At 72.9% G+C, this 25,728-nt stretch carries 30 protein-coding genes; 22 read left to right on the forward strand and 8 right to left on the reverse strand.

The window, feature by feature from the left end; all coding sequences use genetic code 11:
- Window positions 1-90: 90 nt before the first annotated feature.
- The 6 genes from AC5JJ1_RS09515 (at window position 91) to AC5JJ1_RS09540 (ending at window position 4,425) form a co-directional block, all read left to right on the forward strand.
- On the forward strand, window positions 91-825 hold the full coding sequence (locus tag AC5JJ1_RS09515) for a methyltransferase domain-containing protein (RefSeq protein ID WP_495784877.1): 735 nt from the start codon (window positions 91-93) through the stop codon (window positions 823-825).
- An 11-nt stretch (window positions 826-836) separates the two neighbouring features.
- Window positions 837-1,838: a glycosyltransferase family 2 protein gene (locus AC5JJ1_RS09520; protein ID WP_495784878.1), complete on the forward strand. Its 1,002-nt coding sequence runs from the start codon at window positions 837-839 to the stop codon at window positions 1,836-1,838.
- A gap of 10 nt (window positions 1,839-1,848) precedes the next feature.
- A complete protein-coding gene (locus AC5JJ1_RS09525; protein WP_495784879.1) occupies window positions 1,849-2,190 on the forward strand; it encodes a DMT family transporter in 342 nt (113 codons plus the stop codon).
- Between the two features lie 54 nt (window positions 2,191-2,244).
- Window positions 2,245-3,642, forward strand: a complete 1,398-nt coding sequence (locus AC5JJ1_RS09530; protein ID WP_495784880.1) for an amidase family protein — start codon at window positions 2,245-2,247, stop codon at window positions 3,640-3,642.
- Window positions 3,642-3,983: a hypothetical protein gene (locus tag AC5JJ1_RS09535; protein WP_495784881.1), complete on the forward strand. Its 342-nt coding sequence runs from the start codon at window positions 3,642-3,644 to the stop codon at window positions 3,981-3,983. Before AC5JJ1_RS09530 ends, AC5JJ1_RS09535 begins: the two co-directional genes overlap by 1 nt.
- Before the next feature lie 64 nt (window positions 3,984-4,047).
- Window positions 4,048-4,425: a hypothetical protein gene (locus AC5JJ1_RS09540; RefSeq protein ID WP_495784882.1), complete on the forward strand. Its 378-nt coding sequence runs from the start codon at window positions 4,048-4,050 to the stop codon at window positions 4,423-4,425.
- A 62-nt stretch (window positions 4,426-4,487) separates the two neighbouring features.
- On the opposite strand, the gene AC5JJ1_RS09545 is transcribed toward AC5JJ1_RS09540, so the two are convergent.
- Window positions 4,488-5,072, reverse strand: coding sequence for a RecX family transcriptional regulator (locus AC5JJ1_RS09545; protein ID WP_495784883.1), 585 nt, complete (start codon window positions 5,070-5,072; stop codon window positions 4,488-4,490).
- 90 nt (window positions 5,073-5,162) lie between these two features.
- On the opposite strand from AC5JJ1_RS09545, the gene AC5JJ1_RS09550 reads away from it, so the two are divergent.
- The 7 genes from AC5JJ1_RS09550 (at window position 5,163) to AC5JJ1_RS09580 (ending at window position 10,817) form a co-directional block, all read left to right on the forward strand.
- The gene (locus AC5JJ1_RS09550) at window positions 5,163-5,618 is read left to right on the forward strand and encodes a GlcG/HbpS family heme-binding protein (protein ID WP_495784884.1); all 456 of its coding nucleotides are present in this window, start codon (window positions 5,163-5,165) and stop codon (window positions 5,616-5,618) included.
- Window positions 5,619-5,743: 125 nt separating this feature from the next.
- Complete coding sequence (locus AC5JJ1_RS09555; RefSeq protein WP_495784885.1) at window positions 5,744-6,415, forward strand: PRC-barrel domain-containing protein; 672 nt, start codon at window positions 5,744-5,746, stop codon at window positions 6,413-6,415.
- Window positions 6,416-6,573: 158 nt separating this feature from the next.
- Window positions 6,574-7,776, forward strand: a complete 1,203-nt coding sequence (locus AC5JJ1_RS09560; RefSeq protein WP_495784886.1) for an aspartate aminotransferase family protein — start codon at window positions 6,574-6,576, stop codon at window positions 7,774-7,776.
- On the forward strand, window positions 7,773-8,729 hold the full coding sequence (gene argF / locus AC5JJ1_RS09565; RefSeq protein ID WP_495784887.1) for an ornithine carbamoyltransferase: 957 nt from the start codon (window positions 7,773-7,775) through the stop codon (window positions 8,727-8,729). The genes AC5JJ1_RS09560 and argF overlap by 4 nt, the downstream gene beginning before the upstream one ends.
- Window positions 8,730-8,800: 71 nt before the next feature.
- Complete coding sequence (hslO, locus tag AC5JJ1_RS09570) at window positions 8,801-9,781, forward strand: Hsp33 family molecular chaperone HslO (RefSeq protein ID WP_495784888.1); 981 nt, start codon at window positions 8,801-8,803, stop codon at window positions 9,779-9,781.
- 41 nt (window positions 9,782-9,822) lie between these two features.
- Entirely contained in the window at window positions 9,823-10,452 is a 630-nt protein-coding gene (locus AC5JJ1_RS09575) for a hypothetical protein (protein ID WP_495784889.1), read from the forward strand.
- A 77-nt stretch (window positions 10,453-10,529) separates the two neighbouring features.
- Entirely contained in the window at window positions 10,530-10,817 is a 288-nt protein-coding gene (locus tag AC5JJ1_RS09580; RefSeq protein WP_495784890.1) for a hypothetical protein, read from the forward strand.
- Between the two features lie 166 nt (window positions 10,818-10,983).
- Here the strand turns inward: AC5JJ1_RS09580 and folE are convergent, their stop codons facing one another.
- Together folE and AC5JJ1_RS09590 are read right to left on the reverse strand one after the other, a co-directional pair.
- Window positions 10,984-11,622: a GTP cyclohydrolase I FolE gene (folE, locus tag AC5JJ1_RS09585; protein WP_495784891.1), complete on the reverse strand. Its 639-nt coding sequence runs from the start codon at window positions 11,620-11,622 to the stop codon at window positions 10,984-10,986.
- Between the two features lie 94 nt (window positions 11,623-11,716).
- On the reverse strand, window positions 11,717-12,376 hold the full coding sequence (locus tag AC5JJ1_RS09590) for a hypothetical protein (protein WP_495784892.1): 660 nt from the start codon (window positions 12,374-12,376) through the stop codon (window positions 11,717-11,719).
- A gap of 158 nt (window positions 12,377-12,534) precedes the next feature.
- Here AC5JJ1_RS09590 and AC5JJ1_RS09595 point away from each other — a divergent pair, with 158 nt between their 5' ends.
- The 3 genes from AC5JJ1_RS09595 (at window position 12,535) to AC5JJ1_RS09605 (ending at window position 15,309) form a co-directional block, all read left to right on the forward strand.
- A complete protein-coding gene (locus AC5JJ1_RS09595) occupies window positions 12,535-13,107 on the forward strand; it encodes a DUF2939 domain-containing protein (protein WP_495784893.1) in 573 nt (190 codons plus the stop codon).
- 48 nt (window positions 13,108-13,155) lie between these two features.
- Window positions 13,156-14,709, forward strand: coding sequence for an apolipoprotein N-acyltransferase (gene lnt, locus AC5JJ1_RS09600; RefSeq protein ID WP_495784894.1), 1,554 nt, complete (start codon window positions 13,156-13,158; stop codon window positions 14,707-14,709).
- 150 nt (window positions 14,710-14,859) lie between these two features.
- On the forward strand, window positions 14,860-15,309 hold the full coding sequence (locus tag AC5JJ1_RS09605) for a helix-turn-helix domain-containing protein (RefSeq protein WP_495784895.1): 450 nt from the start codon (window positions 14,860-14,862) through the stop codon (window positions 15,307-15,309).
- A 7-nt stretch (window positions 15,310-15,316) separates the two neighbouring features.
- Here the strand turns inward: AC5JJ1_RS09605 and AC5JJ1_RS09610 are convergent, their stop codons facing one another.
- A complete protein-coding gene (locus AC5JJ1_RS09610) occupies window positions 15,317-15,838 on the reverse strand; it encodes a DUF2244 domain-containing protein (RefSeq protein WP_495784896.1) in 522 nt (173 codons plus the stop codon).
- 56 nt (window positions 15,839-15,894) lie between these two features.
- On the opposite strand from AC5JJ1_RS09610, the gene nth reads away from it, so the two are divergent.
- Together nth and AC5JJ1_RS09620 are read left to right on the forward strand one after the other, a co-directional pair.
- A complete protein-coding gene (nth, locus tag AC5JJ1_RS09615; RefSeq protein WP_495784897.1) occupies window positions 15,895-16,602 on the forward strand; it encodes an endonuclease III in 708 nt (235 codons plus the stop codon).
- A 176-nt stretch (window positions 16,603-16,778) separates the two neighbouring features.
- Window positions 16,779-18,014, forward strand: a complete 1,236-nt coding sequence (locus AC5JJ1_RS09620; RefSeq protein WP_495784898.1) for a glycosyltransferase — start codon at window positions 16,779-16,781, stop codon at window positions 18,012-18,014.
- Between the two features lie 67 nt (window positions 18,015-18,081).
- On the opposite strand, the gene AC5JJ1_RS09625 is transcribed toward AC5JJ1_RS09620, so the two are convergent.
- Window positions 18,082-18,789 carry an aspartate racemase/maleate isomerase family protein gene (locus tag AC5JJ1_RS09625; protein ID WP_495784899.1) on the reverse strand — a complete coding sequence of 236 codons (708 nt, stop codon included), beginning with the start codon at window positions 18,787-18,789 and terminating at the stop codon, window positions 18,082-18,084.
- Between the two features lie 46 nt (window positions 18,790-18,835).
- Between AC5JJ1_RS09625 and mdlC the strand changes: the two genes are divergently transcribed.
- Both mdlC and AC5JJ1_RS09635 read left to right on the forward strand, forming a co-directional pair.
- Complete coding sequence (mdlC, locus tag AC5JJ1_RS09630) at window positions 18,836-20,428, forward strand: benzoylformate decarboxylase (protein ID WP_495784900.1); 1,593 nt, start codon at window positions 18,836-18,838, stop codon at window positions 20,426-20,428.
- 61 nt (window positions 20,429-20,489) lie between these two features.
- The gene (locus AC5JJ1_RS09635) at window positions 20,490-21,716 is read left to right on the forward strand and encodes an ABC transporter substrate-binding protein (RefSeq protein ID WP_495784901.1); all 1,227 of its coding nucleotides are present in this window, start codon (window positions 20,490-20,492) and stop codon (window positions 21,714-21,716) included.
- Here AC5JJ1_RS09635 and AC5JJ1_RS09640 read toward each other — a convergent pair.
- On the reverse strand, window positions 21,713-22,177 hold the full coding sequence (locus AC5JJ1_RS09640; RefSeq protein ID WP_495784902.1) for a CHAP domain-containing protein: 465 nt from the start codon (window positions 22,175-22,177) through the stop codon (window positions 21,713-21,715). The genes AC5JJ1_RS09635 and AC5JJ1_RS09640 overlap by 4 nt on opposite strands.
- A 243-nt stretch (window positions 22,178-22,420) precedes the next feature.
- Here AC5JJ1_RS09640 and AC5JJ1_RS09645 point away from each other — a divergent pair, with 243 nt between their 5' ends.
- Complete coding sequence (locus AC5JJ1_RS09645; RefSeq protein ID WP_495784903.1) at window positions 22,421-22,975, forward strand: hypothetical protein; 555 nt, start codon at window positions 22,421-22,423, stop codon at window positions 22,973-22,975.
- Entirely contained in the window at window positions 22,972-23,478 is a 507-nt protein-coding gene (locus AC5JJ1_RS09650) for an Ig-like domain-containing protein (protein ID WP_495784904.1), read from the forward strand. The genes AC5JJ1_RS09645 and AC5JJ1_RS09650 overlap by 4 nt, the downstream gene beginning before the upstream one ends.
- A gap of 54 nt (window positions 23,479-23,532) precedes the next feature.
- On the opposite strand, the gene AC5JJ1_RS09655 is transcribed toward AC5JJ1_RS09650, so the two are convergent.
- Window positions 23,533-24,429 (reverse strand): hydroxymethylglutaryl-CoA lyase, encoded by an 897-nt coding sequence (locus AC5JJ1_RS09655; RefSeq protein WP_495784905.1) that lies wholly within the window; start codon window positions 24,427-24,429, stop codon window positions 23,533-23,535.
- The gene (locus AC5JJ1_RS09660) at window positions 24,426-25,613 is read right to left on the reverse strand and encodes a CaiB/BaiF CoA transferase family protein (protein ID WP_495784906.1); all 1,188 of its coding nucleotides are present in this window, start codon (window positions 25,611-25,613) and stop codon (window positions 24,426-24,428) included. The genes AC5JJ1_RS09655 and AC5JJ1_RS09660 overlap by 4 nt, the downstream gene beginning before the upstream one ends.
- Window positions 25,614-25,728 lie beyond the last annotated feature (115 nt).

Here is a 25,728-nt window from a genome sequence, read left to right on the forward strand (position 1 = left end):
TAACCGAAGGTGCATGCTTCGCAAGACAGAACGGGAATGCCGCCACCGTCGCGCCTTGTTTTCGCCGCGCCGAACCGTCAGAAGCGCCGCGTGGAACCCGCCGAATACGACCTGATGGATGCCGCCGAGCAGGGCATGTGGTGGTACCGCGCCCTGCACGCCCATGCGATCGCCGCCCTGCCGGCCGCGCGGATCGGCGGCGCCGGCCTGCTCGATGCCGGCTGCGGCACCGGCGGCTTCCTCGCCCGGCTGCGCGCCGCCCGGCCGGACCTCCCGGCGACGGGCCTCGAATACTTCCCCGCCGCCGCCGCCCGCGCCCGGGCCAAGGCCGGTGTGCCCGTCGCCATCGGCTCGGTGAACGCCATGCCCTTCGAGGCCGGCCGCTTCGGCGCCGTGGCGAGCCTCGACGTGCTCTGCCACGCCGCCGTGGAGCCCGGGCCGGCGCTGGCCGAGATGGCCAGGGTCCTCGCCCCCGGCGGCCTCCTGCTGCTGAACCTGCCCGCCTTCGACTGGCTGCGTTCCGCCCACGACCTCCGCGTGCGGAACAGCCGGCGCTTCACCGCCGCCGGCGCCCGACGCCTGCTGGAGGCCGGCGGCTTCACCGCCATCCGCACCCGCTACTGGAACGCCCTGCTGCTGCCGGTGATGGTCGCGCAGCGCAAGCTCCTGGCCCGCGCGCCCCATCATGGCTCCGATGTTGCCCCGTTTCCGCCTTGGCTGGACCGTAGTCTCCATACGGTGACGGTGCTGGAGCGCCGGCTGATGGGGCTCGGGCTTCCCTTCCCCGCCGGCGGTTCCATCCTTGCCACCGCCATCCGCGCATGAGGTTTCCCCAGATGGGTTTCGAGGACCTGAAGCTTTCCCAGGCATTGGCGGAGCCACCCGGCCCTCCGGTCGGCCTCTCGATCGTCGTCCCGGTCTATCGCGGCGCCGCGACCGTCGGCCGCCTGGTCGAGGCGCTCTCTGCCCTCCGTCCCGAGGGCGGGCTCGAGGTGGTGCTGGTGAATGACGGCAGCCCGGACAATTCCGGCGAGGTCTGCCGGGCGCTGGCGGCGACGGCCACCATCCCGCTCACCTATGTCGAGCACGCCCGCAACTTTGGCGAGCACAACGCGGTCATGACCGGCCTCCGCCATGCCCGCGGCGCCTATGTCATCACCATGGACGACGACCTGCAGAACCCGCCGGAGGAGGTGCTGAAGCTCTACGACCATGCCCGCCTCGGCGGCTGGGACGTGGTCTACACCCGCTATGCCGAGAAGAGGCACGAGGGCTGGCGCAACCTCGGCAGCCGCTTCGCCAATGGCGTCGCCGACATGCTGCTCGACAAGCCGCGCGGCCTCTACCTCTCCTCCTTCCGCTGCATGAGCGCCCTCGTCGTCGCCGAGGTCACCCGCTACAGCGGCCCCTATCCCTATATCGACGGGCTGATCATGCAGGTGACGCAGCGGATCGCGTCCATCGAGGTGATGCATCTCGCCCGCGCCGAGGGCCGCTCCAACTACACCTTGAAGCGCCTCGTCCTGCTCTGGCTGAACCTTGCCACCAACTTCTCCATCCTGCCGCTCCGCCTCGCCATCCTGGCCGGCGTGGCGATGGGCATCCTCGGCCTGCTCGGCGCCGTCGCCGTGGTGGTGGAGGCGCTGACGGGCAGCGGCACGCCCTCCGGCTGGGCCTCCTCCATGACGACGACGCTGCTGCTCGCCGGCGTGCAGTTCCTCATCCTCGGCGTGATGGGCGAGTATGTCGGCCGCGCCTTCCTCTCGGCCAACGGCAAGCCGCAGGGCGTGGTGCGGGAGGTGCTGCCGGCCCGCCTCCCGGTGGACCGCGCCCAGTGAGCGCCCAGCGATGAGCGCCTACTGGGGCGCGCTGGCGCTCGCCATCGCGACCTCGCTCGCCGGCCAGGTCATGCTGAAGGCAGGGGCGGTGGCGGGCGGGCATTTCCTCTCCCAGCTCTTCCGGCCGATGACCATCATCGGCCTCGCCACCTATGGCGGCGCGGCGCTGCTCTACATCGTCGCCCTGCGGCGGATCCCGATGAGCGTCGCCCTGCCCTGCACCGCGGCCAGCTACGTCGCGGTCGCCGTCATCGGCCATCTGATGTTCGGCGAGAGCCTCGGCGGGCAGAAGCTGGCGGCGATCGGGCTGATCTGCGGCGGCGTCCTGCTCCTCGCCAGCGCCCCCGGTTGACCGCCCGCCGGGCGCGGGAAACAGTGCGCCGCCCTAACGCCTGAGGAGCCCCGCATGACCGAACTCTGGCGGCTGACCGCCACCGACCTCGCCGCCCGCATCCGCCGGCGCGAGGCCTCGGCCCGCGAGGCGACCGCCGCCGCCCTCGCCCGGCTCGACGCGGTGAACCCTCGCATCAACGCCGTCATCGCCCATGACCCGGCCGAGGCGCTCGCCGCCGCCGATGCCGTCGATGCGGCGCTGGCCCGCGGCGAGGATCCTGGAGCGCTGGCCGGCGTGCCAGTCACGGTGAAGGTGAATGCCGACCAGGCAGGATGGCCCACCACCAACGGCCTTCGCCTCCAGGAGCGGCTGGTTGCCGAGCAGGACAGCCCGGTCGTCGCCAATCTCCGCCGCGCAGGCGCCGTCATCATCGGCCGCACCAACACGCCGGCCTTCTCGCTCCGCTGGTTCACCCGCAACGCGCTGCATGGCGCGACGCGCAACCCGCGCGATGCTTCGCTGACCCCGGGCGGCTCCTCCGGCGGCGCCGCGGCCGCCACTGCCGCAGGAATCGGCGCCATCGGCCATGGCACGGATATCGGCGGCTCCATCCGCTACCCAGCCTATGCCTGCGGCATCCATGGCCTGCGCCCGACCATCGGCCGGATCCCGGCCTGGAATGCCAGCGCGGCGGACCGCTTCATCGGCGGGCAGCTGATGGCCGTCTCCGGCCCGCTCGCCCGCAGCATTGCCGACCTCCGCCTCGGCCTCGCCGCGATGAGCGCCGCCGATGCGCGCGACCCCTGGTGGACGCCCGCCCCGCTCGAAGGCCCGGCCTATCCGCGGCGCGCCGCCCTCTGCATCGCCCCCGAGGGCATGCCGGTCGACCCCGCCATCGCCGGGGCCCTCCGCGACGCCGCCGCCCGGCTGACGGCGGCCGGCTGGCAGGTGGAGGAGGTGGATGCCCTTCCCCCGCTCGGCGAATCCGCCCGCCTGCAGGCGACGCTCTGGCTCGCCGAGATGCGCCGCGGCGGCAATGCGGCCATCGCCCGCGAGGCCGACCCGGATGCGCTGGCCGTCTACGGCTTCATGGAGCGGCTGAGCCCCGCCCCCGACCTCAATGCGTTCCAGGACGCGCTGCAGCGCCGCGTCACCCTGCTGCGCGAATGGCTGCTCTTCCTCGAGCGGTACCCGGTGGCGCTGATGCCCGTCTCCGGCGCCCTGCCCTTCCCCGACCATTCGGATGTGGAGAGCTTCGAGGGCTTCCAGCGAATCCTCGCCGCGCAGCTCCCCCAGGTCGGCCTGCCGCTGCTGAGCCTGCCCGGCCTCGCCGTCAGCACCGGCCTCGCCGGCACGGCGCCGGTCGGCGTCCAGCTCGTCGCCGGGCGCTACCGGGAGGACATCCTGCTCGCCGCTGCCGAGGCGATCGAGGCCGGCGGCACCCCGCCTTCCCCCATCGACCCGGCCTGATGCGGCGGCTCGCTGCCCTCGGCCTGGTCGCGGCGCTGGGCGGTTGCGGCAGCCAGCGCGCCGCCTGCGGCCCGTCGCAGGCGGTGCTGGAAAATGCCTCCTCCCTCGCCGTCGAGCAGCTCTACCTCGCCCCCGCCGCCGGCCAGGCCTGGGGCACCGACCTGCTCGGCCAGGCGCCCGCCCTGCCCGCTTCGGGGCGGATGCCCGTTGCCCTCGACGGTCCCGGCCCCTGGCGCCTGCGCCTGGTCTGGGTGAACGGACGGGCGACCGAGCTTCGCAGCGTCGATGGCTGCACCACCCGGCGCATCACCATACGCGATGATATCCTCATAGCCGGCTAAACCTGAACTTGCAGGCCACCGGCCCGTGCCCCTATCGTCCCGGCCTCCTTCGAGGATCGCCGGCATGCCGGGACGCGCCCTGGCTTTCATCACCCTGGCTCTCGGCCTCGCCGCCTGCGCCCCGGCCCCGCCGGCCCAAACCGCCGCCGAGGCCCCACCGCCCGGCCGCGGCTGCGAGGGCGAGTTGCAGGTCGTCAACGCCTCCTCCCGCACCGTGGACCGGCTCTTCCTCGCCCGGCTCTCGCTGGAGGGCTGGGGCCAGGACCGGCTCGGCCAGGAGGTGCTGCGCCCGGGCCGCAGCGCCCGCTACCGCGCGACGGCCGGCGGCGCGCAGGACCTCCGCGTCATCTGGGCGGATGGCCGCGCCGCCGAGCTGCGCCAGGTCGACCCCTGCGCCACCGGCACCGTCCGGATCGAGGATCGCGGGCTGAAGGCCGGTTAGGGCGAACTCCGGTCGGATGGGATCATCCGATCGGGGTCATTGGTTCGGCCTGACAGCGCGCCCTAGCCCTGACGCAGCCGGATGAGGCGCTCCTCCGCCTCCTCCGGCGCCATGTCGAGCGCCCGCTCCGCCACCTCGCGCCCGAAGCCGGCCCGCGCCAGCGCGCCCAGCGCCTTCAGCCGCGCCTCCCGTTCCGTCGGCGCGCGGGCGAAGGGGCCGATGCGCCGCCGCCGGCATTGCGCGAGCGCCGCATCCAGCTCCTCCTCCGGCAGGACGGCGGCCGCGACCTCCCGCGCCACGCCCTTCCCGGCGAGATGGGCCGCGATCGCCATCCGCGACCGCCCGGCCTTGGCCAGCCGCCGCGCCCGGGCCGCGGCGAAGGCCGCATCGTCCACGGCGCCGAGCGCCACCATCTGCCGCGCAACCTGCGCCGCCAGCGCCCGCGCCCCGGCCGCGGCGGCGATGTCCTGCCCCTCCGCCTCCGCGCGCCGTGCCCAGCGGTCCACGCGCCGCTCCAGCACTCGCCTGAGCCCCATCTCCGTCGCTGCGAAGCGGGCGAGATGGGCGAGCGCCGCCTCGCGCAAGCGCGCCTCGCCCGGCGGCGGGCCGGCGGGGATGGGCTGGCGTTTCGGTCGCTCCTTCGTCATCGCGCGCAATCTGCCACGATCCCCCCGGGGCTGGCGAACCCCCGCCTGGCCGGGCATAGGCAAGGGCGACGCAAGCCGGAGAACGCCCCTATGGCCCGCTACCCGACCAACGGCCTCACCCTCGCCCAAGCCAATGCCATCATCGCCGCCGCCCTGGCCAAGGGGCGGGAGCTCAACCTGCTGCCGCTCACCGTCGTGGTGCTGGACGCCGGCGGCCAGGTGAAGGCGATGCAGCGCGAGGACGGCGCCTCCCTCCTCCGCCCGGAGATCGCCGAGGGCAAGGCGAAGGGCGCCCTCGCCCTCGGCCTCGGCGGGCGGGAGCTGGCGCGGCGGGCCCAGTCGATGCAGGGCTTCATGAACGCCCTGTCCGACCTCTCGGGCGGCAAGGCCGTCCCCGTCCAGGGCGGCGTCCTCGCCTGCGACGCCTCGGGCCTGATCCTCGGCGCGGTCGGCATCAGCGGCGACGTCTCGGCCCAGGACGAGGTCTGCGCCGCGGCCGGCATCGAGGCGGCGGGCCTCGTCCCCGACACCGGCGACCCGGCCTGAGCCCTTCACAGCCCCGGGTTGTCACCGGCGCGGCTGCGCCCAGGAGGCAACCACGGCTTGCCGCCTGGCGTTCCCCATGCCTCGCCCGGCCCGGACCGGGTCAAGCAACGAAGGTAACGCCGCCCATGCGAACGACCCGCGACTCCCTCCTCGCCATGACCGCCGCCGCCGCGCTGCTCTCCCTCCCGGCCCTGGCCCAGGGACAGGGCCAAGGCCAGCCGCGCGAGGCCGCCGGCGGCCTTCTCGCCCAGGCCAGCCCGCGCGACGGCACGCCCGGCAACCCGCCGAGCACCGCCACCCAGCGCGGCGTCGACGGGGCGACCGGCAACCGCACCCCGGCCGACGGCACGCCCGGCAACCCGCCCGGCACCGCGGCCGGCCGCGCCGTGGACCGCGCCCTCGGCACCAACACCACCGGCACCCAGCCCGAGAGCAACCGCGCCGCCGCGCCGTCCGGCACCGGCGCCACTACGGGCGCCCTCGCCGTCGACAGCAGCGCGCTGCGCAGCGGCCGCCGGGCCAGCAAGGTGATCGGCTCGGCCGTCTACAACGAGAACAACGAGAGCATCGGCGAGATCGACGACATCCTGATCCCGCCCGGCGGCAGCGCGCCGGTGGCGGTGATCTCGGTCGGCGGCTTCCTCGGCATCGGCGCCAAGCTGGTCGCCGTGCCCTATGACCGGCTGAACATGGCCGCCAACAGCAATGGCCGCTGGACGCTGGCCGGCGCCACCAAGGAGAGCCTCGGCAGCCTGCCGACCTTCACCTATGAGAGCCAGCCCGACCGCCGCGGCTGAGCCCCGCACCGGACGAGAAACGCATTTCCCCGGCCGGAGCGGGCGAATTTCATCCCGGACGGTTTGACGCCGCCCGCCGATTGCGGCCAAATCCGCCTCTTCTCCCGGGCAGGCCCGCGATCCGCGCGGGCCGCGCGAGAAGAGGAGCCCATGACCCCGTGATTCCGTCCCTGATGCCCACCTACAACCGCGCCGACCTCGCTTTCGAGCGGGGCGAGGGCGCCTGGCTGTGGACCGGCGACGGGCGACGATTCCTCGATTTCGGCTCCGGCATCGCCACCGCCTCCGTCGGCCATGCGCATCCGCACCTGGTGCAGGCCATCGCCGAGCAGGCGGCGCGGGTGATGCACACCTCGAACCTCTACCGCATCCCGCAGGCGGAGAAGCTCGCCCAGCGGCTGGTCGAGACCTCCTTCGCGGATTCGGTCTTCTTCGCCAATTCCGGCGCCGAGGCGAATGAGGGGATGATCAAGGCCGTCCGGAAGTACCATGCGGAGCAGGGCCATCCGGAGCGCTTCGTCACCATCTGCTTCGAGGGCGCCTTCCACGGCCGCACCCTCGGCACGCTGGCGGCGACCGGCAACGAGAAGTACCTCGCCGGTTTCGGCCCGCCGGTGCAGGGCTTCAGGCATGTGCCCTTCGGCAACATGAACGCGCTGCGCGACGCCATCGACGGATCGACCGCCGCCATCATGGTGGAGCCGATCCAGGGCGAGGGCGGCGTACGCCCGGCCAGCCTGCAATTCCTGCGCGACCTGCGCGCCGCGGCCGACGAGTTCGGCCTGCTGCTCGCGCTCGACGAGGTGCAGACCGGCATGGGCCGCTCCGGCAAGCTCTGGGCCTATCAATGGGCCGGGATCGAGCCGGATGTCATGTCCTCGGCCAAGGGCATCGGCGGCGGCTTCCCGCTCGGCGCCATCCTGGCGAAGGAGCGGGTGGCGCAGTACCTCAAGCCCGGCACCCATGGCAGCACCTATGGCGGCAACCCGCTTGCCTGCGCGGCCGGCAATGCCGTGCTCGACATCATCCTCGCCCCTGGCTTCCTCGACGGCGTCGACCGCGTCGCCCGCCATCTCTGGCGCGGCCTCCTCGAGCTGGCCGACCGCCACCCGGCGGTGGCCGAGGGCGTCCAGGGTGCCGGGCTCCTCGTCGGCCTCAAGCTCCGGCCGGAGGTTTCCAACGGCGAGATGCAGAACGCCGCGGTGGCGGAGGGCCTGCTCACCGTCGCCGCCGGGATGAACGTGCTGCGCCTGGCGCCGCCGCTCATCATCACCGAGGCGGAGGCCGACGAGGCGCTCCGCCTGCTCGACCGGGCCTGCCTCCGCTGCACGCCCTCCCAGGCGCGGGACGCCGCGAAATGAGCGCAGCGCTGAAGCCCATGGCCAGCGGGGGGGAGCATCCCCCCCGCCACTTCCTCGAGCTGATGGATCTCGAGCCGGCGACGCTCCGCCGCATGCTGGACCTCGCCGCGCAGACCAAGCGCGGCCTCGGCGCCAAGCCGCTCGCCGGCAAGACCGTGGCGCTGATCTTCGAGAAGCCCTCGACACGCACCCGCGTCAGCTTCGAGGTCGGCATCCGCCAGCTCGGCGGCGACGTCGTCTACCTCAACGCCCGCGACATGCAGTCCTCCCGCGGCGAGGAGCTGAGCGACACGGCGAAGGTCCTCTCCCGCTACGTGGACGCCATCATGATGCGCACGCATGACGTGAACCGCATCCGCGAGATGGCCTCCCACGCCACCGTGCCGGTCATCAATGGGCTGACCGACATCTCCCACCCCTGCCAGCTCATGGCCGACGTGCTTACCTTCGAGGAGCATCGCGGCCCGATCGCCGGCCAGGTCGTGGCCTGGGTCGGCGACGGCAACAACGTGGCGCAGAGCTTCATCCAGGCCGCCGCCCGCTTCGGCTTCACCCTACGCCTGGCGACGCCCGCCGCACTCCGCCCGCCGCAATGGGTGGTCGACTGGGCCCGCGAGCAGGGCGCCACCATCGAGCTCACCGAGGACCCGGTGGCGGCCGTCCGCGGCGCCCGCTGCGTCGTCACCGATGCCTGGGTCTCGATGAACGACGAGACCGGCGATGACGGCGCCGGCCCCAACCGCCACAACCTGCTCGCCCCCTACCAGGTGACCTCGGCGCTGATGCGCCATGCGGCGCCGGACGCGATCTTCCAGCACTGCCTCCCCGCCCATCGCGGCGAGGAGGTGGCGGCGGAGGTGATCGACGGGCCGCAGAGCGTCGTCTTCGACGAGGCGGAGAACCGGCTGCACGCCCAGAAGGGCGTGCTGCTCTGGGCGCTCGGGGCCGGCTGATCCGCCGGGGCGGGTGGGCGCGGCCCATCCGCGCCCCTATCTATGGGGCCAAAGCACCAAGGTCCGTTCCGTTGTCCGACCCCACCCAACCCTCCGCCACACCCGATTTCCTCCAGCATGACCGGCCGCCGGTGCCGGACATCAGCGTCCCGCGCGGCATCCTGCCCTTCCACCTGGAGCGCAAGCCGGTGCGCGGCCGGCTGGTCCGGCTCGGCCCGCTGGCCGATGCGCTGCTCACCCGGCACGAGAACCACCCCGCCGTCACCCGCCTGGCCGGGGAGGCGCTGGCGCTGACCGCCGGCCTCGCCGCCGCGCTCAAATTCAAGGGCAGCTTCTCGCTCCAGGCCAAGGGCGACGGCCCGGTCTCCATGCTGCTGGCCGACTGCACCGAGGCCGGCGCGCTCCGCGGCTATGCCAAGGCGGACGAGGCGGCGCTGGCCAGGCTCCTGTCGAAGGATCCGGTCGGCGATGCCGCGGCGCTGCTCGGCCGCGGCTACCTCGCCTTCACCTGCGACCAGGGGCCGGAGATGGAGCGCTACCAGGGCATCATCGAGATCCAGGGCCTGACGCTCGCCGCCATGACCGCGCACTACTTCCGCACCTCGGAGCAGCTCCGGGCCTATGTTCGGCTCGCCTGCGACCGCACCGAGGCCGGCTGGCGCGCCTCGGCCCTCATCATCGAGAGGGTCGCCGGCGAGGGCGGCATCGCGCCCGAGCTCGATGCCGAGGCGCAGGAGGAGGCCTGGCGCACCGGCCTGGCGCTCGCCGGCACCCTCACCGATGCCGAGCTGCTGGACGACGCCCTTCCCTCCCACACCCTGCTGCGCCGGCTCTTCCACCTGGAGGGGCTGGCGCTCGACCGGCCGCGGCCGCTCTCCTACGGCTGCCGCTGCTCGCGCTCGCGCCTCGCCGGCGTGCTGGCGCGCTTCGGCCAGGACGACCTCGACCACATGGCGCAGGATGATGGCGCCATCACCATGACCTGCGAGTTCTGCAACCTCGACTTCCGCTTCGACCGCGCGGAAGTCCAGGGCAGCGGTACGGCCGGATGAGCCGTGACCCAAGCGGCGCCGCTTCGGCTGAAAGGTGCCCGATGCCCGACCGGCGCAGCATCCTGCTGCTCCCCCTGCTCGCCGCCGCCTGCGCGGGGCCGCCGGAGCCGGTGCCGCTGCCGCCCGGACCGCTCGGCTACAAGTACCTCTCGCCGCTGCCGCTGAACGTCGCCGCCATCGACATCGTCGAGGAGGCACTGCCCCCGGTGCCCGGCGATGTCGGCGCCCGCCTCTCGCCTTCGGCACCGGAGGCGGTGCGGATCATGGCGCGCGACCGGATGATCGCCGTCGGCACCACCGGCGAGGCGCGCTTCACCGTCAGCCAGGCGCAGGTGATCCAGCGGGCGGATGCGTTGACCTGCCTGCTCGGCTGCCGGCTGGAGATCCTCTCCGGCCTCGGCAGCCGGCTCGGCTTCGCCGAGGCCGCCGTCACCCGCTCGGTCAGCGGGCCGGAAGCCAGGCGCCCGAACGCGCCGGATGCCTTGCTGCGCCGCGCCATGGACGACCTCAACGTGGAGTTCGAGTTCCAGCTCCGCCGGGCGCTCAGGGACTGGATCTCGGTAGCGACGCCCAATGCCGATGGCGGACTGCCCGCCCCCGCCCCGGGCCCGGTCGGCGTCGAGGACCTGCCGCCCGAAGGTGCCGCGCCGCCGCGCGAAACCCTGCCTTAGGGCAAACTCCATCCGATCGGAGTTTGCTTCAAGGGTTGGAGGCGGAACCACCGGCCCCGACGCGCGATGGGGCTGGCATGAAGAGCATCGTCCTGCCCCTCGCCGCGCTCTCCCTCGCCGCCTGCATGGTCCGCGTGCCGGTGAGCGAGCAGCCGCAGCCGCGCGCCGTCTACTCCCAGGCCCCGCCCTATGCGGCGCCGCTGCCGCCGACGGGCTATGCGTCCCAAGCCTCGACCGATTCCTATTGCGCCGAAGCGGCCGGCGAGGCGCAGAGCGCCGCCGCCATCGCCGCGACCACCGGCCGCAGCCGCGATGCCGGCCGGGCCGAGCGCACCGAGCAGTCCGCCCGGAGCGCCTGCCGCTAGGGCAAACTCCGACCGGCTGGACATAGCTGGCCGGAGGTGTTTGCCCGACGAAACAATAAACCGGAGCGGCTTTCGCGAGCCGGTGCGAACGGAAGGCGCCCTAAGGGCCAGGCATCCGTTCCAGCGACCTCCTCCGGCCGCCGACCCCGCCTGGTCGGGGTGCCCTCTACCCCTCGACCGACCCGCGCTGCCCGCCGATCATCGCCAGGAACTCCCTCCGGGTGGAGGCATCGTCGCGGAAGGCGCCGAGCATGCGGCTCGTCACCATGGTGACGCCCGGCTTGTGGATGCCGCGCGTCGTCATGCACTGGTGCGCCGCCTCGACCACCACGGCGACGCCCTTCGGCTTCAGCACGTCGTTGATGCAGTTGGCCACCTGCGCGGTCAGCTTCTCCTGGATCTGCAGCCGCTTGGCATAGACCTCGAGCACCCGCGCCAACTTGCTGATGCCGACCACGCGCCCGGCGGGCAGGTAGGCGATATGCGCCCGGCCGATGATCGGCACCACGTGGTGCTCGCAATGGCTCTCGATGCGGATGTCGCGCAGCACCACCATCTCGTCATAGCCATCCGTCTCCTCGAAGGAGCGGGCGAGCAGCTCCACCGGGTCGACATCGTAGCCGGCGAAGAACTCCTCGTAGGCGCGGACGACGCGGGCCGGGGTGTCGACCAGCCCCTCGCGGTCGGGGTCGTCGCCGGTCCAGCGCAGCAGGGTGCGGACGGCGGCCTCGGCCTCCTCCCGGCTCGGCCGGCCCTCGAAGCTGGCCTTGGTGTCGATGACGTGGTTCGGCGTCTGAATGTTCACGATGCGGATCCCCGAGGCTCACGGGCCGATGACCCAGGCTCGCGGCCGCAGATGGGCCCTGTTCGCGAAGCTGCAATGGTTCGAGGAGGCAAAATCAACTCGGAGGCGCACCGGATGGCGCCCCCGCCGGCGGCGGCTGCCGCGGCGGCGGCGGGGGCAGGCCGAGGGCGGTCGCCCTCAGGTCCCGCAGCAGGCTGGTCGCGCCGCGGCCGAGCTCCACCTTCCGCTGCACCACGATGCCGGAGACGCCCTCCAGCCAGTAGCGCACGGTGAAGCTCTGCTGCGCATTGCCGCCGGTGCCGTTCACCATCCGCTCCAGCACGACCGTGTCGAGCCGCCCGGCCGGCCCGTCCAGCTTCTCGAAGCCGACCACCCGCCAGCGCGTCTCGAAAGGGTACTGGATGCCGCTGCCGGGGTAGGAGACGGTCGCGGTGTAGCTGGCATTCATCCCGGTCTTCGCCGGGAAGAGGCTCTGCATCCCCGCCCGGTGCCCGCGACCCTCGCTGTTGATCTCCTCGACCATGCCCCAGACCAGCCGTACCGTGCCGCCGCCCGCCAGGCGCCCGGTGCAGATGGCGGGGTCGACCGGGTCCGTCCCTGTAAAGGTAAGGCTCCGCCCGTCATCCCAGGTGACGCGGCTTTCCGCCTCCGGGCAGGCGAAGACCCAGTCCTTCTCGGCCTGCGGGGTCGGCGTCTTGCAGCCGAGCAGGGCGAAGGCGATCAACGGCAGGCCTTTGCCGGGACGCAAGCGCATGCGGAGGGTCTTGGCCTCTCGGAATCGCAATGGCACGCCTTAACCATTCCTTCAGCACGCCCAGACAGAATCCCATTCGCCGAGACGATGGAGCGACAAATGGGACATTCTCTCAGAAGGCGATATTCCCGCCCCGCCGCCATCGCCGGGGATGAGCCATGATGCGCCCGGGTTTCGCGGCGAGGTCAAGCGTCGAGCAGGATCCCTGGGACGAGATCTGGGCCGGCTATGACGCCACCCATCGCCGGATGCCGCCGCAGGCCCCTGCCCCGACCCGCGCCCGCGAGCGCAAGGGCCGCATCCTGCCGGCGCTGCTGACGCTCGCCCTGCTGGTCATGGCCGCCTCCGCCTTCGCTGCCCCCCGCCAGGCGGCGCGGGAGCTGGCGGCGGCGCTGCGAGCGGCAGACCGCGCCAGCCTCGCCGCCCTGGTCGACTGGCAGGCCCTGCGCCAGGCAGCCCCACCCCTGGCCGCGCCGGGGCCGGGCTTCCTCGACGGCCTCAGCCGCAGCGTGCAGCAGCACCGGGCGACGCCGGAGGGGCTGGCGGCCCTGGTCCAGGCCCGGGTCGGCCCCGGCTGGGCGGAACCGGCGATCGAGACCACCGGAATCGCCACCGTGCGCCTCGTGCTCGCCTCCGCCAGCCAGCCAGGCCGCGGCATCGCCCTTTCCCTCGCCCTGCAGGCTTGGCTTCCGCCGCGCTGGCGCGTGGTCGCGGTGGATCCCTTCGGTTGACACGCGCCTGCGGCTTGCCCTGGCCGCCCCGCTGGTCTAGCTGCGGCCGTGCTCACCTCCTCCCTCGCGCGCCTCGTCGCGCTTCCCTGGCGGCGGCAACTGGCGGCCGCTTTCGGGCTCGGCCTGGTCTCCGCCCTCGCCCTGCCGCCGGTGCATGCCGTGCCGGTCCTGCTGGTCGCCATCCCCGGCCTGCTGGCCCTCGTCGCCGCCGCGCCGAGCGGCCGGCGCGCCGCCTGGCTCGGCTTCGCCTGGGGCTGGGGGCACGGGCTGGCGGGCATCTACTGGATCACCCACGCCATCCTCACCGATGTCGCGGATTTCTGGTGGCTCGTCCCGGTCGCCGCGCCGGCGGTCGCCATCCCCCTCGCGCTCTTCGTCCTGCCGCCGGTACTGGCGGCGCGCGCCCTGCCGGCGGGCTGGCCGAGGCTGCTCGGCTTCGCCGGCGCCTGGGTCCTGGCGGAGCTCGCCCAGGGCTTCCTCTTCACCGGCTTCCCTTGGAACCTGATGGGCACGGTCTGGGCCTTCGCCGCCCTGCCGATCCAGCCCGCATCGCTGATCGGCGTCCATGGCCTCTCCCTGCTGACGATGCTGCTCGCCGGCCTGCCGCTGCTGCCGGGCTGGCGCCCCTGGGCTGGGGCGATGGCGCTGATGGCCGCCCTGGCCGGCTTCGGCGCCTGGCGGCTGGCCCAGCCGGAGCCCCTGGCCCCTGGGCTGCAACTCCTGCTGGTGCAGGGCAACATCCAGCAGGAGGTAAAGTGGCGTCCCGAGCAGCGCATGCCCAATTTCGAGCGCTACCTGCGGTTGACTGCAGAGGCCGCACGGCACGCGCGACCGGACAGCAGGCTGGCGGTGATCTGGCCCGAAACCTCCAGCCCGTTTCTCCTCGCCCAGGACCCGGAGGCCCAGCGTCTGGCGGCCGGGTCCCTGCCCCCCGGCGCGACGCTGCTGGCAGGCACCGTGCGCGGCGAGTGGGCGCCGGACGGCCAGCTGCAGCGCGTCTTCAACAGCCTCGTCGCCCTCGATTCGGCAGGCCGGGTCGAGGCGGTCTACGACAAGTCCCACCTCGTCCCCTTCGGCGAGTACATGCCGCTCTCCGGCCTGCTGCCGATCCGCCTGGTGACCGGCGGGATGGACTTCACCGCCGGCCCCGGGCCGCAGCGCCTGGCCCCGCCCGGCCTGCCGCCCTTCGGCGCGCTGATCTGCTACGAGGTGATCTTCCCCGCCGCCGTCACCCCCTCGCCGCGGCCGGACTGGCTGGTGAACATCACCAATGACGGCTGGTTCGGCCTCTCCGCCGGCCCCTGGCAGCACCTCGCCGCCGCCCGGCTGCGCGCGGTGGAGGAGGGGCTGCCGCTGGCCCGCGCGGCGCAGACCGGCATCTCGGCCCTCTTCGATTCGCGGGGCCGGCTGCTGGCCATGATCCCGCTCGGCAGCATGGGCACGACCATGGCCACGCTGCCGGGGCCTGCGGCGCCGCCGCCCTTCGCCCGGTTCGGGCTGGCGATTCCCTTTGTCCTGGCCGTGCTGTGCCTTGGCTTCTCGTGGCGTCTGCGGCCCAGGGTTGTATCGCAACCGGCTGCATCGCCGGCGCCGCGAGTGTGATCTTTATTGAGAAATCTCGAAAGTATTGACGCTTCCTGGGGCCGCGCGTAAGAGAGTTGTTAGGGAGTGGTCCCTGCCGTTGCGGCCCGTGCGTCGGCCGCAGCCTTCGGGTGCCCTGCGACCGGCGCCTCGGATTGGGATGAGACAGGAATGCCGAGCGACGAACCCCTGGACCGCATCGCGCGGGAACCCCGCCCCAGCCCGATCGACGTGCATGTCGGCACCCGGGTCCGCCTCCGCCGCACCCTGCTCGGCATGAGCCAGGAGAAGCTGGGCGAGGCGCTCGGCCTGACCTTCCAGCAGGTGCAGAAATACGAGCGCGGCGTCAACCGCATCGGCGCCAGCCGGCTCTTCGACCTGGCCCGCGTGCTCGACGTCCCGATCGGCTTCTTCTTCGACGACATGCCGGATGCCGTCGGCGGCGCCATGAACGGCATCCGCCGTGCCATGGGCTTCGCCGACAGCCAGGACGCCTTCGAGGACGACACGCTCCACCGCCGCGAGACGCTCGAGCTCGTTCGCGCCTACTACCGCATCACCGACCCCTCGGTGCGGAAGCGCGTCTTCGACCTCATCAAGAGCCTCACTCCGGGCGAATAGCCGGCTCTCACTCCTTGCGCAGCTGCGGGTTGTCGAAGACCGGCTCCCGCAGCCGCCGCAGCGCCTGGTCCAGCGCGCCCGCCAGGTCCCGCTTCTGCTCGTCGCCCAGCAGCCGGCCGATCTCCACCTCGCTGCCCCGCTGCCGCAGCACCAGCAGGCTGACGCGACCCGGCCGTTCCTCCAGCCTGAGCCGCGCCCAATAAGGGTCGATCCCGATCTCCTCCTGCCGCCCGCGCCCGTCGGTCCGGTGGATGGTCAGCCGCTCCCCGGTCAGGACCAGCACCTCCGCCGCCCGCGCGCTCCAGCGCCGGTGCATCGCGATCAGCCCGAGCACCAGCACGGCCTCGATCCCGGTGAAGCCGAGGATCGGCCAAGCCCCGAGCGCCAGGAACATCCCCCCCGTCGCCGCCGAGAGCCCGAGCAGCGCTACGCTCAGCACGCGCATCCCGCGCCGCCCCAGGCTGCGGGCCGGGGTGCAGATCGCCTCGAACAGGACGGGCTGGGCTGCGCTCTCGCTGGGGGCTGGCATAACGTCACCGGAGATGGGATCGCCCCCGCATCCTGCCATGGATTGAATCGCCGCCAATGCCCCGCCTTTCCGCCAAGACGCCTCTTCACGGCACCGCCGACAAGCCCCGCCGCGCCCGCCGCATGGCGGCCGCCCAGGCCGGCGAATTCGTCCGGGCGCTGGCCATGCACAACCCGAAGCCGGAGACGGAGCTTCTCTACGCGACGCCCTTCACCCTGCTGGTCGCCGTCGTCCTCTCCGCCCAGACGACGGATGCGGCGGTCAACCGCTGCACCCCGGCCCTCTTCGCCGCCGCCCCCGGCCCGGCCGAGATGGCCGCCCTCGGCCCCGAGGGCGTCGCCCCCTTCATCCGCAGCATCGGCCTCTGGCAGGGCAAGGCGAAGAACGTCGCAGCCCTCTCCCGCCTGCTGATCGAGCGCCATGGCGGAGAGGTCCCCGCCGACCGCGCCGCGCTCGAGGCCCTGCCCGGCGTCGGCCGCAAGACGGCGAATGTCGTCCTCAACGTCGCCTTCGGCGAGGACACCATGGCGGTCGACACCCATATCTTCCGCATTGGCAACCGGACCGGCCTCGCCCCGGGCCGGACTCCGCGCGAGGTGGAGGACGGGCTGGTCAGGCGCTGCCCGCCCGAGCTGCTGCGCGACGCCCACCACTGGCTGATCCTGCATGGCCGCTACGTCTGCAAGGCCCGGCTTCCGGAATGTTGGCGCTGTGCAGCCGCAACGCATTGCAATTACGGCGACAAAGTGGCGGCTCCGGGCTGAACCGTTGCGCATCCGGAGGCGTTCCGGACGGGAACTGCCGGCTCCTTCGCTGCGTTGCAATGCCATAACCGATCCGCTGGCCCCAACCGCGCACGGCGCGGCTTGCCGCCCGGCTCGGCCTCCGCCGGCGGGTTCCCGCCGGTGGTCCCAGGCGAGTGCAACTGAAGGGACCCCTCATGACCGACGCCCTGCCGGGCAGCGCTGCCCCCCGCTTGGCCGCTGCGCGCCCGACCCCGTCCACGCTGCTGCTGTGCCTGTCCCACCTGCGCTGGAACTTCGTCTACCAGCGGCCGCAGCACCTGCTGACACGGGCCGCCCAGGGCTATGACGTGCTCTACCTCGAGGAGCCGGTCTACCATCCCGGCATCACTCCCCGCCTCGACATCCACAGGATGCCCGAGGGCCTGACCATCGCCGTCCCCCTGCTGCCGGAGGGCATCACCGACGCCGCCGCCATCGCCGCCCAGCGCAGCCTGCTGAACGAGCTGCTGGCGCCCGAGGCCGGCCGGCCGATGATCGCCTGGTACTACACGCCGATGGCGCTGGAGTTCAGCGCCCATCTCCGCCCGGACATCACCGTCTACGACTGCATGGACGAGCTCTCCGCCTTCCGCGGCGCCCCGCCCCGGATGCTGGAGCTGGAGCAGGCGCTGCTGAACCGCGCCGACCTGGTCTTCACCGGCGGCCGCAGCCTCTACGAGGCGAAGCGCAACCGCCATGCGCGCGTCTCCTGCTTCCCCTCCTCGATCGACACGGCGCATTTCGCCGCCGCCCGCGCCGGTGCCGCGGAGCCGGCCGAGGTGGCCGGGCTGCCGCGCCCGCGCATCGGCTTCTTCGGCGTGATCGACGAGCGGATGGACCCGGCCCTGGTCGGCGAGCTCGCCGCCCTCCGCCCCGACTGGTCCTTCGTCATGATCGGGCCGGTGATGAAGATCGATCCGGCCGACCTGCCCCGCCTGCCGAACATCCACTGGCTCGGCGGCCGCGGCTACAAGGAGCTGCCGGCTTGTCTCGGCGCCTGGGATGCGGGCTTCATGCCTTTCGCCCGGAACGAGAGCACGCGCTTCATCAGCCCGACCAAGACGCCGGAATTCCTGGCCGCCGGTCTCCCCGTCGTCTCCACGCCGATCACCGACGTGGTGCGCGACTGGGGCCCGAAGCCGGATGGCAGCCCGGGCCTCGTCGAGATCGCGGAGGATGCGGAGGGCTTCGCCCGCGCCCTCGACATGATGCTCACCCGCCCCCGCACCCCCTGGCTGAAGCAGGTGGACCGGCGCCTGGCGCAGATCTCCTGGGACCGCACCTGGGCCGAGATGCGCGGGCTGATGGAGACGGCGATGCGCGCAGCGGACCGCACGGCCCGGACGCGGACGGCGGCGGAGATGGTCAAGCGGGCGGCCGCTGGCGACTAGCCAGGATACGGGGGCGCTGCCCCCGTAGACCCCCGCCGGGGCCAAGGCTTGGCCCCGGACCCTGCCTCTAGTTCAGGCTGAACAGGCGGCCGAGCCCACTCGCCGGGCGCTTGTCCACGCCCAAGGCATCCAGGCAGGCCCAGACGCCGATCGAGGCCGAGTCCAGCACCGGCACGCCGAGCTCCGCCTCCAGCGCCGGGACCAGCCCGAGGCCCGGCAGGTTCGTGCTCCAGATCAGCACCGCCTCCGCCCCAGCCGCCACCTCGCGCGCCGAGGCCGCGATCGCCCCCGGCTCCACCGCGCTCGCCGCCGCATTGTCGCGGATGCCCAAGCCCCGCAGCCCGGCGACCTCCACCGGCAGCCCGGCCGCATGCGCCGCCGCCTCCTCCATCGGCCCCTGCGCCACCATCCCGACCCGCCGCACCCGGAGCCGCGCCAGCACCGTGACCGTCGCCATCGCCGTGGTGATGCCGGGGCAGCCAGCCGCCTCCGCCATCGCCCGCGCCAGCGCCTCGTCCTGCGCGAGGCCGAGCGCCGCCCCCCGCGTCCCGTTCCAGCAGACGACGCCGACGCCCGCATGCCCGAGCAGCCGCGCCGCCTCGCGGAACCCGGCGAGGTCGTAGCCATCCGCCGGCTGCCCCAGCCCTTGCCCCCAATAGGGAATGCGCGCCACGCATCCATCCACCGCCGGTAACAGCGCCAGGATCTCGGCCAGCACCCGCTCCACCATCCGGTTCGAGGAGGGCAGGACGGTGCCGATGGCGGGGCGGCGCATGCGATGGCTCCTTCCGGCGCGCGGGGCTCTGCGCTTAGCTTCCCCGATGAGCACGCCCGGCACCAGCACCGTCCGCCATGCCGTCATGCAGCTGCTCCGCGACTGCGGCATGACGACCGTCTTCGGCAATCCCGGCTCGACCGAGCTGCCCTTCCTCGACCGCTGGCCGAACGACCTGCGCTATATCCTCGGCCTTCAGGAGTCCTCCGTCGTCGCCATGGCGGACGGCTATGCCCGCGCCACCGGCCGCGCCGCCTTCTGCTCGCTGCATTCGGCGGTCGGCGTCGGCCATGCCGCCGGCAGCATCTTCACCGCCTACCGCAACCAGGCGCCGCTGGTGATCACCGCCGGCCAGCAGGCCCGCAGCCTGCTGCCGATGAACCCCTTCCTCGGCGCCACCGAGGCAGCGCAATTCCCGAAGCCCTATGTGAAGTGGTCCGTCGAGCCCGCCCGCGCCGAGGACGTGCCCGCCGCCCTCGCCCATGCCTGGCACATCGCCATGCAGCCGCCCTGCGGCCCGACCTTCGTCTCCATCCCGATGGATGACTGGTCAGCCCCCGCCGAGCCCCTCCCGCCCCGCCGCACCGGCCGCGACGCCGGGCCCGACCCCGAGCTGCTGCGGGAGGCCGCCGCGGCGCTCGCCGCCAGCCGCAACCCCGTCCTCGTCATCGGCCCCGAGGTGGATGCCGCCGGCGCCGGCCCCGCCGCCGTGGCGCTGGCCGAGCGTCTCAACGCCCCCGTCCTGGCGAGCCCCTTCTCCAGCCGCACCAGCTTCCCGGAGGAGCATCCGCTCTTCGCCGGCTTCCTCGCCGCCGCGCCGAACGCCGTCACCGCCGGGCTCGCCGCCCATGACCTCGTCCTGGTCCTCGGCGCCCCCGTCTTCACCTTCCACGTCGCCGGCGGCTACCGCCTGCCGCCCCTGATCCAGATGACGGCGGATGGCGAGGCGATCGCCGCCGCCCCCTCCGGCACCGGCATCCTCGGCAGCCTCCGCCTCGGCCTCCCCGCCCTCGCCGCGCTGCTGCCGGAGAGCCGCCGCCCCGCTCCGCCGCCATGCCCGCGCCCGCCGGCCCCTGCGGCGGCCAGGCCGATCCCCGTCGAATACCTGCTCCACGGCCTCGCTGCGGCGCGCCCCGCGAACTCGATCATCGTCGAGGAAGCCCCCTCCCACCGCCCGGCGATCCAGCAGCACCTGCCGATCCGCGACTGGGGCGGCTTCTACACCATGGCGAGCGGCGGCCTCGGCTATGGCCTGCCGGCCGCGGTCGGCGTCGCCCTCGCCCATCCCGGCCGCCGCGTCGTCGCCGTGATCGGCGACGGCTCGATGATGTACTCCATCCAGGCGCTCTGGACCGCCGTCCGCGAAGCCCTGCCGCTCACCGTCATCGTGCTGAACAACGGCGGCTATGGCGCCATGCGTTCCTTCAGCCGCGTCCTCGGCGTGGAGAATGCCCCCGGCATCGACCTTCCCGGCCTCGACTTCCCAAGCCTCGCCGCCGGCATGGGCTGCCCCGCGCGGCAGGTCGCCGATCCGGCCGAGCTTGCCCCCGCCCTCGCCGCGGCCTTCGCCTCCCGCACGCCCATGCTGCTCGACGTTGCGCTCGACCCGGCGATCCACACCCTGTACCGCAAAGGGTGACAACCTCTAGGCTGCTCCGCAGAGCGTCCCGGCCAAGGGCCGCCACTGGGAGACCTCGTCCATGCATCTGACCCGCCGCGCCGCGCTCGGCGCCACCGCCGGCCTGCTCGCCGCCCCGGCCCTGCGCGCCCAGCCCGCCGATGTCATCCGCATCGGCGTGCTGACCGACCTCGCCGGCCCCTATCGCGACGTGACGGGCCCGACTTCCGTCGCCTGCGTCCGCCAGGCGGTCGAGGAATACACCGCGACGCGCCCCGGCCTCCGCGTCGAGGTCATCGCCGCCGACCACCAGAACAAGCCTGATGTCGGCATCAACACCGTCCGCCAGTGGTTCGACCAGCGCGGCGTCGATGTCGTCACCGATGTCGGCAACAGCGCCATCGCCCTCGGCATCAACCCGGTCTGCGTCGAGAAGGACAAGGTGCATCTCAATGCCTCCGCCGGCACCTCGGACCTCACCGGCCGCGCCTGCACGCCGAACTCGATCCATTGGGCCTATGACACCTGGTGCCTCTCCAACACCTCCGGCACCGCGCTGACCAAGGCCGGCGGCGACCGCTGGTACTTCATCACCGCCGACTACGCCTTCGGCCACGCGATCGAGCGCGACACCACCCGCTTCATCGAGGCGGCCGGCGGCAGGATGATCGGCGCCTCCCGCTATCCCTTCCCGCAAACGACGGACTTCTCGGCCTTCCTGCTCCAGGCGAAGGCATCGGGCGCCAAGATCCTCGGCCTCGCCATGGCCGGCGACGACCTGGTGAACTGCGTGAAGCAGGCGCAGGAATTCGGCCTCACCCGCAGCATGAAGCTCGCCGCCATCATCGGCTCCATCACCGGCGTCAACGCGGCCGGCCTGCAGACCATGCAGGGGATGTACATCGCCGAGACCTTCTGGTGGGACCTCGACGACCGCACCCGCGCCTTCACCCGCCGCGTGCAGCAGAAGCTGCCCGCCGGCGTCTTCCCCAACTACGTCCATGCCGCCAACTACAGCGGCATCCTCCACTACCTGAAGGCCGTCGAGGCGCTCGGCATCGCCCGCGCCAAGGCCAGCGGGCGCGAGGTGGTGGCGCAGATGAAGCGCATGCCGACCGATGACGACGCCTTCGGCCAGGGCTCCATCCGCGAGGATGGCCGCAAGATCCACCCTTCCTACCTGCTCGAGGTGAAGAAGCCCGGCGAGAGCCGCTATCCCGGCGATGTCTACCGCCTCGCCGCCACCGTCCCGGCCGACCAGGCCTTCCGCCCGCTCGCCGAGGGTGCCTGCCCGATGATCCGCAGCTAGCCCGGGTGGATGAAGCCATAGGCCGGATAGGCCGTGGCCCCGTAGCCGCCGACCGGCGGATACCAGACCCGCAGCTGGGACCAGTCGTTGCCCGGCGAGATGTCGAGCACCGGCTGGTCCCGCGCCACCCGCCCCTTGCCCCGCCCGGAGGCCCAATTGGCGTGGTCGACGCGGATCTCCCGCGCCGAGACCACCCGCGCGACCACCGAGACATGCCCCTGCGGCAGCCGCGCGGTGCGCATCATCACCAGCACGCTGCCGGCCCGCGGCACCCGGTCCCGCGCATAGGCCGCGCCGCCGCCCCACCACTCCCAGGCATCGCCGCGGATCGGCAGGCCGGTCCGCGCTCGCACATAGGGCACGCAGCTCCAAGCCCCGGCCCCCTCGGCGCCGGTCCGCGGCGCCTGCGCGGTCCCGCAGGCAGCGAGCGCGAGCAGCGCCAGCAGCATCCCCCATCGCATCGCGGCGAATCCTGCCCCCAAGGCCCCCCGGCCCGCCGCATGATAGCCGAAACCACCGGTCGAGCCAGGCGGAAACCATGCCCGATCAGGGGTTTGCGACGCATGACTGAAACGCCATCATCAACCCCTCGCCCAAGCCCGCCGTTTATGCGAAAGACGGCGCGCATGCGGGGGGAAATTCCAGCCGCGCCGGCTTCGCCGGCCGGAGGGACAGGGCCCGCACTTGCTCAGGAAGGGCCAGGTATGACCGAATCGAACAGGCGGCCGCGTCGCCGCCCCGCCGCCGCGCCGGTGGCGCTGCTCATGGCCGGCGCGCTGCTCGCCGCCCAGCCCGCCAGCGCCCTGCCGCGCTGCGCCGCCGACACCGACCAAACCGTCTTCGAGATCGAGGCGCTGAAGACCGAGCTGATGGTGGTCGCCACCACCTGCAAGCAGGAAGACCGCTACAACGCCTTCGTCACGAAGTACCAGCCCGTGCTGGCGCAGAACGGCCGCGCCTTCGGCCAGTACTTCATCCGCACCCATGGCGGCACCCGCCCCGGCCAGCGGCAGAACGACATCTACATCACCGAGCTGGCCAATGTGCGCTCCAACGTCGCCCGCTCGCTCGGCAGCGACTACTGCTCGCGCAATGGCGGCCTCTTCGACGAGGTGATGGCGCTGCAGAGCGCGGATGACCTCCCCGGCTACGCCGCCGGCAAGGACCTGCTTTCCTCCGGCGCCACCGCCTGCCAGGGCGCGCCTGCCCCGCGCGCCGCCACCCCGGCCCGCCGCACCGCTGGAACCCATACGCGATGAGCCTTCGCCTTCCCCTTGCCGGCCCGCTCGCCCTGGCCGCCCTGCTCGCCGCCTGCGCCCCGCAGCAGGAGGCCCGCCAGGCCGCGACCGGCGCGCGCCTCTACGCCAACGACCTCGCCGGCGGCGCCAAGACCTGCACCGTGCCGCAGGCCGCGGTGCTCTCGGCCGGGCAGCAGGTCGAGACGACGATGACCGTCGACAACGATGGCGGCTGGTGCGGCATCACCGTCGCCCAGTCCGGGGCGAAGCCCTTCGCCTATGGCACGGTGCAGAGCCGCCCGCAGAACGGCCGCGTCCATATCCACACCGTCGGCGACAACACGCGCGTGGACTACACCCCGAACGCCGCCTTCGGCGGGACGGACAACTTCACCGTCCAGCTCAAGCCGGGCAACGCGACGATGCGGGTTGCTGTCAACGTGACCTACACGGCCCCGCCGGCGCCTCCCGCCCCGCCCGCGCCGCCGCCGCGGCAGAGCCGGACGCCGGCGCGCAAGCGCTAAGGAAGACAGTCCGGGGGAAGGCGCTTCCCCCGGGCCCCCTTCGCTTTCTCTGCGTTACGCCGCCCTGCGGGCGGCGGGGACGCGGCGCATGGCGCCTCCGGGCACGGCGCCCGGCACGGCGGCGGCCATGTCGGCGGCGACGAGCAGCCGGTCCCATGTCACGCCCGTCTCGATGCCCATCCGGCCGAACATCCAGGCGACGTCCTCCATCGCCACGTTGCCCGTCGCCCCCGGCGCGAAGGGGCAGCCGCCGATGCCGCCAGAGGCCGCGTCCATCACCCTCACCCCCGCCTCATACGCCGCGACCACATTGGCGACGCCCATCCCGTAGGTGTCGTGCCCATGGAAGGCGAAGCGCTTGCCCCAGGCCGCGATCGCCCGCTCGAAGATCCGCCGCACCTGGTCCGGCGCCGCATTCCCCGTGGTGTCGCAGATGGCGACCTCCATCTCCGGGTCGAGCGCCACCACCTGCTCCACCAGGTCGAGCGTCGCCTGCTCCGGCACCACCCCCTCGAAGGGGCAGTGGAAGGCGCAGGACAGGTTGAAGCGGATCGGCGTCCCCTTCGGCGCCTCCCGCACGATGGCCGAGAGGTCGGCCAGGCTTTCCGCCCGGCTGCGGTTGAGGTTCGCCTTGTTGTGGCTCTCGGTCACCGACATGAAGAGGCCGAGCCGGTCGGCGCCCGCCGCCATCGCCGCCTCGAAGCCGCGCCGGTTCGGCACCAGCACCGTGCATTCCAGCCCCTCGAGCTGCTTGGCGAATTGCAGCACGGCGCCGGTATCCGCCATCTGCGGGATGGCCTTGGGCGAGACGAAGCTGCCCACCTCCATCCGCCTGAGGCCCGCCTCGTAGCAGGCGCGCACGAGGCCGATCTTGGTCTCCGTCGGCACGAAGGCCCCGATGGATTGCAGCCCGTCGCGCGGCGCGACCTCCGACAATGCGACCCTGCTCATCCCTCGCCCTCCTCCAGCAATTCCTCGAAGACATGCGCGTTGTGCGCCCCGGCCGCCGGCCCCGTCCAGCGCACCATCTCGCGCGGCGCGACGCCGTCGAAGCGGAAGGGCGCCGCCGGATGCAGCACCTGGCCGAGCAGCGGGTCCTCCACCGGCATCACCAGCCCCCGCGCGCGGAAATGCGGATCCTCCGCGCAGTCCCGCATGTCGTAGAGGCGCGAGCACGGCACCTCCGCCCCCTCCAGCACGGCCTCCGCCTCGGCGGCCGGCAGGGTCCGGGTCCAGCCGGCGATCATCCCGTCGAGCTCGGCGACATTCTCGCAGCGCAGCGCGTTGGTGGCGAAGCGCGGGTCGCTCGCCGCCTCCGCCTTGCCGATGGCGGCCATCAGCCGGCGGAAGATGAGGTCGGAATTGCCCGCGATGCAAAGCCACTTCCCATCGGCGCAAGGATAGGTGTTGGTCGGCGCCGCGGTCTTGATCGCCGCGCCCTGCGGCTGCCGCACCCAGCCGAACAGCCCGTATTCCGGCAGCATCCCCTCCATCAGCGAGAAGACGCTGCTGACGAGGTCGACATCGATGACGCGCCCGCGCGCCTCCGGGTTGCCCTTCACCTGCCAGCAGGCCGCGACCAGCCCCATCGCGGCATACATCCCCGCCAGGTCGTCGCTGATCGAGACGCCGCAGCGCGGCGGCGGCAGCTCCGTCTGCCCCGGATTGGCGGTGAGGTGCCGGAGGCCGCCCATCGCCTCGCCGATCGCCCCGAAGGCCGGCTTGTCGCGGTAGGGCCCGTCCTGCCCGTAGCCGCTGATCCGCGCGATGACGAGGCGCGGATTGACCGCATGCAGCGCCTCCGGTCCGAAGCCGTAGCGCTCGAGCTGGCCGGGGCGGAAATTCTCGACCAGCCCGTCCGCCCGCGCCAGCAGCCGCCGCAGCTTGGCCTTGTCCGCCTCGCTCTTCAGGTTGAGCGTCACCGAGAGCTTGTTCCGCCCGTGCACGCTGAACCAGACGGCATGCCCGTCGACCGCGGAGCCCCAGCCGCGTACCGGGTCGCCGTCCGGCGGCTCGACCTTGATCACCTCGGCCCCGAGATCGGCCAGCAGCCGCGTGGCGAAGGGCGCCGCGATGTAGTGCCCGAGCTCGACGATCCTGAGCCCCGCGAGCGGCAGCCCCTGTGGCGACGGCATGTCCCTTCCTCCCGCCTGGCGATGCGTCCTGCATAGCCCCCGCCGGGTGCCGACGAAAGCCGCCATCCCCGCAACGGTGCCGGGCCCCCCACACCGCGGCACCCCGTCCCTTCGC

It is taken from the genome of Belnapia sp., from assembly GCF_059504005.1.